The following is a 7321-nucleotide window of genomic DNA, read 5'->3' as shown; positions in this document are numbered from 1 at the left end:
TTACATTCCGAACCCGGAAGCTAAGCCCTCCAGCGCCGATGGTACTGCACTCGTGAGGGTGTGGGAGAGTAGGACACCGCCGGACAATCTTCCAGTCGAGGGCCGCCCCATCCGGGTCGGCCCTCGACTGCGTAGCGCCATTGGTGGCGCAATCAGGAAGGATGTACCTGTGAGTTCAGGACCGCAGGGCGGAGACCGTCCCCGTCGCTACGAAGACCGTACTGACGGTGCGGGTGGACGCGACCGCGGCCCGCGCCGTGATGACCGAGACCGGCCTCCGTACCGGGGAGACCGCGACAATGGTGGCGCCCGAGGCGGATACGCCGGCGGCCGCGACTCTGGTTCCCGTGGTGGTGACCGGGACAGCTCGCGCTCCAGCGCCCCGCGTGAGGGTGGCTACCGGGGCGGCGACCGTCGCGAAGGCGGCTTCCGAAGCGGCGACCGCGACGGCTCGCGCTCCAGCGCTCCCCGCGAGGGCGGCTACCGAGGCGGCGACCGCGATGGGGCACGCTCGGGTGGCGCTCCCCGCGAAGGTGGCTTCCGGTCCGGTGCTCCCCGCGAGGGTGGTTTCCGTGGTGGGGACCGGGACGGTTCGCGCTCGAGCGCCCCGCGCGAAGGCGGTTTCCGGGGCGGTGACCGTGACGGTGGTTTCCGGGGCGGTGACCGCCGTGAGGGTGGTTTCCGTGGTGGCGACCGGGACAGCTCGCGCTCCGGCGCTCCCCGTGAAGGTGGCTTCCGGGGTGGTGACCGTCGTGAGGGCGGGTACCAGGGCGGCGGCGACCGTACTCGTTCCGGTCCGCCTCGCGAGGGTGGCTTCCGGGGCGGTGACCGTGACGGTGGTTTCCGGGGCGGTGACCGCCGTGAGGGTGGTTTCCGTGGTGGTGACCGCGATGGTTCGCGTTCCAGCGCCCCGCGTGAGGGCGGCTTCCGCGGCGGTGACCGCGACGGAGGTTTCCGGGGCGGTGACCGCCGCGAGGGTGGCTTCCGGGGCGGTGACCGTGACGGTGGTTTCCGGGGCGGTGACCGCCGTGAGGGTGGTTTCCGTGGTGGCGACCGGGACAGCTCGCGCTCCGGCGCCCCGCGTGAGGGCGGCTTCCGGGGCGGTGACCGCGACAGCGGCTTCCGGGGCGGTGACCGCCGCGAGGGCGGTTTCCGGGGCGGTGACCGTGACGGTGGTTTCCGGGGTGGTGACCGTCGTGAGGGCGGGTACCAGGGCGGCGGCGACCGTACTCGTTCCGGCCCGCCTCGCGAGGGTGGCTTCCGGGGCGGTGACCGCCGTGAGGGTGGTTTCCGTGGTGGCGACCGCGATGGTTCGCGTTCCAGCGCCCCGCGTGAGGGCGGCTTCCGCGGCGGCGACCGCGACAGCGGCTTCCGAGGTGGCGACCGTGAGGGTGGCTTCCGTGGTGGCGAGCGGGACGGTTCGCGTTCCAGCGCTTCCCGTGAGGGTGGTTTCCGTGGTGGTGACCGTCGTGAGGGCGGGTACCAGAGCGGCGGCGACCGTAGTCGCTCTGGTCCGCCTCGCGAGGGTGGTTTCCGGGGCGGTGACCGTGACGGTGGTTTCCGGGGCGGTGACCGCCGTGAGGGTGGATTCCGTGGTGGGGACCGGGACGGTTCGCGTTCCAGTGCCCCGCGTGAGGGTGGTTTCCGGGGCGGTGACCGTCGTGAGAGTGGTTTCCGTGGTGGGGATCGCGATGGTTCGCGTTCCGGCGCTCCCCGTGAGGGTGGTTTCCGTGGTGGCGACCGGGACGGTTCGCGTTCCAGCGCCCCGCGCGAGGGCGGTTTCCGTGGCGGCGACCGCGACGGCGGCTATCGGGGTGGAGAGCGCACCGGTGGCTTCCGAGCCGACGACCGGCCGCGTCGTGAGGGCGAGTTCCGCCGCGACGACCGCGCGGGGGGCTCCGAGTCGTTCGAGGGCGGGCGTAGCTCGGCCCCGGCACTGCCGGACGACATCGTCGCGACCGACCTCGACAAGGACGTACGCGCCGAGTTGCTCTCGCTGAACAAGCCGGTCGCCGAGACGGTGGCCCGGCACCTGGTCGCCACCGGGCAGCTGATCGACGAGGACCCGGCCGAGGCGTTGGCGCACGCGCTGGCCGCCCGGCGGCTCGCGTCGCGTATCTCCGCCGTTCGTGAGGCGGTGGGGCTGGCCGCGTATCACGCGGGGGAGTGGCAGACGGCGATCGCCGAGCTGCGCACGTACCACCGGATGAGCGGGCTGCAGAGCCACCTGGCCGTGCTCGCGGACTGCGAGCGGGCTCTCGGCCGGCCGGAGCGGGCCATTGACCTGTTCCGTGGCGCGGACCGGGAGAAGCTTGACCAGGCCGTGGCGATCGAGTTGCTGATCGTCGCCGCTGGCGCGCGAGGAGACCTCGGGCAGAAGGACGCCGCGGTCGCGATGCTCCAGGTGCCGGACCTCACCAGCGAGGCCACCGTGCCGTGGACCGCCCGGCTGCGGTACGCGTACGCCGACGCGCTGCTCGCGGTGGGTCGGCGTGAGGAGGCCCGCGAGTGGTTCTCCCGTGCGGCCGACGTGGACACGGAGGGCGAGACCGACGCGGCCGAGCGGCTGCTCGAACTCGACGGCGTGGTCATCGAGGGCGACGACGAGGACGAGGTCGCCGAGGAGATCGCCGCGGGTCCGGGCGCTCCCGGCGCGGTACCGACCCGGTCCGACGCCGACCTGACCGGCGACGACGACGAGGACGACCTCGACGACCAGGACGACGACGAGGATGACGACGTCGACGACCAGGACGAAGACGACGAAGACGAGGACTTCGACGACGAGGAGGAGGCCGCCGCAGTCGGCCGTCCCGCCGACGACGAAGGCTTCGACGACGAGGACGAGGACCGTCACCCGACCGGGAGCGGCAACGCCGAGACGGACGCCGCTGGCGACAGCGGCGTGGCGAACGGCGAGGCGGCGAGCGGGGACGCGGCGAGCGGGGACGCGGCGAACGTTGCCGGGACCGTTGCGGCCCGGAACGACGAGTCGGGGTCGGCGCAGCGGTGAGCACGGGCGTGGGGGAGCGGCTGGTCGACGGGTACACCATGGTCGTCTTCGACCTGGACGGGGTGATCTACCTGATCGACCGGCCGATCCCCGGCGCCGTCGAGGCGGTGGCCCGGCTGCACGCCGAGGGACGGTCGGTGGCGTACGCCACCAACAACGCGTCCCGCCGGTCCAGCGAGGTCGCCGACCTGTTGACCGGGATGGGTGTGCCGGCGCGGCCGGAGGAGGTCCTCACCTCCGCCGCCGCCTCGGCCGAGTTGCTTCGCGACCGGCTGCCCGCCGGCGCCGCGGTGCTGGTGGTGGGCGCGGAGGCGCTGCGCGCGGAGCTGCGCGCGGTCGGCCTGAACCCGGTCAGCCAGGCCGACGAGAAGCCGGCCGCGGTGGTGCAGGGGTACGGCCCGCAGGTCGGCTGGGCCGAGCTGGCCGAGGCGTCGCTCGCGGTGCGGGCGGGTGCGCTCTGGATCGCCACCAACACCGATCGAACGCTGCCCAGCGGGCGGGGGCCACTGCCCGGCAACGGTTCGCTGGTCGCCGTGCTGCGTACCGCGCTGGAGCGGGACCCGGACGTGGTGGTCGGCAAGCCGGAGGCGGCGCTGTTCGAGACCGCCGCCCGGCGCAGTGGTGGTGGCCGGAGTCTGGTGGTGGGTGACCGGTTGGACACCGACATCGAGGGTGCCCGGCGGGCCGGGCTGGACAGTTTGCTCGTGCTGACCGGGGTCAGCGGCGTACCGGATCTGCTGGCCGCCGAGCCGCGGCGGCGGCCCACGTTCGTCGCGCGGGACCTGGCGGGGCTGTTCGATCCGGCTGCCGCCGTGCGGGTGCCGGGCCCGGCGGACGCCAGCGGCTGGTCCGTGACCGACCGGGACGGCACGCTGGAGCTGGCCGGGTCGGGTCGGGCGCTGGATGCCCTGGCGGCGCTCTGCGCGGTGGCGTGGTCGGCACCGGAGCCGGCGCTGCCGAAGATCCGTCCGGTGGGTTCGGACGCGGCCCAGGTGATGGAGAGCTTCGGTCTGACCGCTGCCGTGTGAGGCGGCCGGCCTCAGAGCAGCTTGCGCAACTTGATCAGGTCGAACGGGTTCGCCTTGATCGACACGCGGCGGGAGGTCACCGCGTTGGTGACGTCGAGGTCGCCGCGGACCAGGGCGAGCAGGTCGTCGCTGGACGTGCTCAGCGCGATCTTGGCCTTGGGGTCGTCGCCGTCGGTCAGCTCGACCAGCCGCCCGCCGGTGATCCGGCCGTGGAACGCGGTGTTCAGGTCGGTGATCCGGCAGGCGAGCGTCCGGTCCAGGTCGATCTTCTCGCGTACCGTCTCGGCGTTGCGATCCAACCGGGCGGCCAGCTCCTGCAACGCCTGCCGGCACTCGTCCACGCTGGCCACATCTCCCCCTCGCTGATCGCCACGCCGTCCTCGGCACCGTACCGCACGGGTCGGTCCGAGGTGCCCGGTAGCGTGACACCTGGACACCCCGCCCCGTGGAAGGACTCAGGCATGCAGGACGCGTGGCGCGCCTACCTCGAGCTGGCCATGGGCCTTGCGGAGGCGCCCCGGAAGAAGGCCCAGGACGTGGCGCGGCGCCTCGTCGGCTCCGGCGGTGCGACCGCCGCCCAACTTCAGGCCCTCGGCGAGGAACTGGTCACCACCGGCGCCGCCAACCGGGAAGCCCTGACCAAGCTGGTCCGCTTCGAGGTCGACCGGGCCCTCGGTGCGGTCGGTCTGGCCACGGCCGACGAGGTGGCCGAGCTGACCCGGCGGGTGCACGACCTGGAACGGCAGCTCCGGGAGGCGCGGTCCGCCGAGCCGGCCGACGCGCCGGCCGCCGGCCCCACGCCGCAACCCGCCCCGACCGTCGCCGCGCGGCCCGGCACCGGCCTCGTGCCCTCCGACACCTCGGCGGGTGCCCCGGTCTCCGCGCCGGCGCCCCACAAGGCCGTGGCGAAGAAGGCCGTGGCGAAGAAGGCGGTCGCCAAGAAGGCCATCGCGAAGAAGCCGCCGGCGACGATCAGCCGGACCGCCGACGAGGACGTCCCGACGCCGGCGGCGATGCCCGCCAAGAAGGCGGTCCGCAAGCAGCAGCCGGACGACGCCGCATGACCCGGCCCGGCCCACCGACCGGCGGGTCCTTCCCGAACCGGCCCGGCCCACCGCCTGGCGGGTCCGTCCCCGCTCGGCCCGCTCCGCCGGCTGGCGGCTTCCCGGCGCGGCCGGCTCCTCCGGTGGGCGCCCGCCCCGGGCCGCCGCCGGACCTCGGCGACGACGAGGCGCGGCACCCGGCGGTGGACGCCGCCGTGCGGGCCATCGCCAACGCGGCGACGCTCGCTCCCGCCGACCAGATCGCCCAGTACGAGGCGGCCTACGAGACGCTGCGGGAAACCCTCGCCACCATCGACCAGACCTGAGCGCGACGACCAGGCCTGAGCAGACCGGAGAACCACCCATGGCACGTCGTAACCGGCTGGACGCCGAACTCGTCCGCCGCGGTCTGGCCCGCTCCCGTGAGCAGGCCGCCGCGTTGGTGGAGGCCGGCCGGGTCCAACTGCGCGGGGTGGTCGCCCGCAAGGCGGCCGCGATGGTCGACCCCGCCGATCCGCTGCTGGTGACCGGTGCGGACCCGACCGAGGAGTACGTCTCCCGGGGCGGGCACAAGCTCGCCGGTGCGCTGGCCGCGTTCGCCCCCGGTGGGCTGCACGTGGCCGGGCGACGCTGCCTGGACGCGGGCGCGTCGACCGGTGGGTTCACCGACGTGCTGCTGCGCGCCGACGCCGCCGAGGTGGTGGCCGTGGACGTCGGCTACGGGCAGCTCGCCTGGTCGCTGCGGACCAACGAGCGGGTCCGGGTTCTGGAGCGCACCAACGTCCGTACCCTCGATGCCGACGCGATCGGTGGCCCGGTCGACCTCACGGTGGCCGACCTGTCGTTCATCTCGCTGCGGCTGGTGCTGCCGGCGCTCGCCGGCTGCACCCGCGACGACGGTGACCTGGCGTTGATGGTCAAGCCGCAGTTCGAGGTCGGCAAGGAACGGGTCGGCGCCGGCGGGGTCGTACGTGATCCGCAGTTGCGCGCCGAGGCGGTGTTGGACGTGGCCGCGACGGCCGCGCGGCTCGGCCTCGGGCTGGCCGACGTGGCGGCCAGCCCGCTGCCCGGGCCGAGCGGCAACGTGGAGTTCTTCGTATGGTTGCGCCGGGGCGCACCGCCGGCCGACCCGCAGCGGGTGCGGGCCGTGGTGGCGGCCGGGCCGGACGGCTCGACGACGGCCGGCGACGTGCCGGACGTGGCGGCGGAGGAGGTCGCAGGGTGAACGCGCGCAGCGAGGGCACCGCAACGGGTCGCGCGGTGACCCGCGGCCGTGCCGGGGCGCCGGGGACGGTACGCCGTCCGGTTTCGGGTGGGCGGGTGGCCCGATGAGCCGGACCGCGCTGCTGGTGACCCACACCGGTCGTCGGCGCAGCACGGAGCACGCCCGTTCGGTGGCCGCCGACCTGATCGACGCGGGTTTCGAGGTACGGGTGGTCGCCGACGAGGCCGACGACCTCGACCTGCCCGGTGTGGTGCCGGTCGCCGGGCCGCAGGCGGCCGAGGGCGCCGAGATCGTCTTCGCGCTCGGTGGGGACGGCACGTTCCTGCGGGCCGCCGAGCTGGCCCGACCGGCGAAGGCGCCGCTGCTCGGCATCAACCTGGGCAAGGTGGGCTTCCTGGCCGAGGCGGAGATCGACGACCTGGACACCGCTGTGCGGGACGTCGTCGGTCGCCACTACACGGTCGACGAGCGGTTGACCCTGGACGTCACGGCCGAGTTCGACGGTGGGCCGACCATCGAGTCCTGGGCGCTCAACGAGATCAGCATCGAGAAGGGCGAGCGGGCGCAGATGCTCGAGCTGCTCGTCGACGTGGACGGTCGACCCTTGTCGCGCTACGGCTGCGACGGCGTCGTGTGCGCCACGCCCACCGGCTCCACCGCGTACGCGTTCTCCGGTGGCGGGCCGGTGGTCTGGCCGGAGGTGGAGGCCCTGCTGCTGGTGCCGATCAGCGCGCACGCGTTGTTCAGCCGACCGTTGGTCACCGCCCCGACGTCCACCTTCGTGATCACCGTCGATCCGTTCACCACCCTCGCCGTGCTCTCCTGCGATGGGCGACGGGTCTACGACCTGCCACCGGGCGCGCGGGTGACGGTGCGTCGGGGCGCCCTGCCGGTGCGGATCGTGCGGTTGCGGCCCCGCCCGTTCACCGACCGCCTGGTGGCCAAGTTCGGTCTTCCGGTGCACGGGTGGCGCGGCAGCCGTCGGTGACCGTGGCGCACACCGTCGGTGGAC

Annotated in this window: 8 protein-coding genes and 1 rRNA gene; 7 read left to right on the top strand and 2 right to left on the bottom strand. The window is 74.1% G+C overall.

Annotation, left to right across the window (positions count from 1 at the left end):
• A 5S ribosomal RNA gene (gene rrf / locus AB0J33_RS27280) occupies positions 1–85 on the top strand; the annotation flags it as partial.
• A 90-nt stretch (positions 86–175) separates the two neighbouring features.
• Here the strand turns inward: rrf and AB0J33_RS27275 are convergent.
• On the bottom strand, positions 176–2032 hold the full coding sequence (locus AB0J33_RS27275) for a hypothetical protein (protein WP_363617300.1): 1857 nt from the start codon (positions 2030–2032) through the stop codon (positions 176–178).
• Between AB0J33_RS27275 and AB0J33_RS27270 the strand changes: the two genes are divergently transcribed.
• Both AB0J33_RS27270 and AB0J33_RS27265 read left to right on the top strand, forming a co-directional pair.
• Positions 2021–3013, top strand: coding sequence for a Replicase polyprotein 1ab (locus tag AB0J33_RS27270; protein WP_363617310.1), 993 nt, complete (start codon positions 2021–2023; stop codon positions 3011–3013). The genes AB0J33_RS27275 and AB0J33_RS27270 overlap by 12 nt on opposite strands.
• 38 nt (positions 3014–3051) lie before the next feature.
• Positions 3052–4041, top strand: a complete 990-nt coding sequence (locus AB0J33_RS27265; protein ID WP_363617308.1) for an HAD-IIA family hydrolase — start codon at positions 3052–3054, stop codon at positions 4039–4041.
• 11 nt (positions 4042–4052) lie between these two features.
• Here AB0J33_RS27265 and AB0J33_RS27260 read toward each other — a convergent pair whose 3' ends face one another.
• Entirely contained in the window at positions 4053–4391 is a 339-nt protein-coding gene (locus AB0J33_RS27260; RefSeq protein WP_363617298.1) for an SCP2 sterol-binding domain-containing protein, read from the bottom strand.
• A 111-nt stretch (positions 4392–4502) separates the two neighbouring features.
• On the opposite strand from AB0J33_RS27260, the gene AB0J33_RS27255 reads away from it, so the two are divergent.
• The 4 genes from AB0J33_RS27255 (at position 4503) to AB0J33_RS27240 (ending at position 7297) form a co-directional block, all read left to right on the top strand.
• Complete coding sequence (locus AB0J33_RS27255; RefSeq protein ID WP_363617296.1) at positions 4503–5105, top strand: hypothetical protein; 603 nt, start codon at positions 4503–4505, stop codon at positions 5103–5105.
• Complete coding sequence (locus AB0J33_RS27250; protein WP_363617294.1) at positions 5102–5410, top strand: hypothetical protein; 309 nt, start codon at positions 5102–5104, stop codon at positions 5408–5410. Before AB0J33_RS27255 ends, AB0J33_RS27250 begins: the two co-directional genes overlap by 4 nt.
• A 38-nt stretch (positions 5411–5448) precedes the next feature.
• Positions 5449–6309 carry a TlyA family RNA methyltransferase gene (locus tag AB0J33_RS27245; protein ID WP_363617292.1) on the top strand — a complete coding sequence of 287 codons (861 nt, stop codon included), beginning with the start codon at positions 5449–5451 and terminating at the stop codon, positions 6307–6309.
• A gap of 103 nt (positions 6310–6412) precedes the next feature.
• A complete protein-coding gene (locus tag AB0J33_RS27240; protein ID WP_363617290.1) occupies positions 6413–7297 on the top strand; it encodes an NAD kinase in 885 nt (294 codons plus the stop codon).
• The last annotated feature ends 24 nt before the right edge of the window (positions 7298–7321 follow it).

This window comes from Micromonospora sp. NPDC049645 (assembly GCF_040675155.1).
GTDB lineage: Bacteria > Actinomycetota > Actinomycetes > Mycobacteriales > Micromonosporaceae > Micromonospora.
Note: the sequence above shows the minus strand (reverse complement) of the source record. Positions and strands in the feature narration are given on the sequence as shown.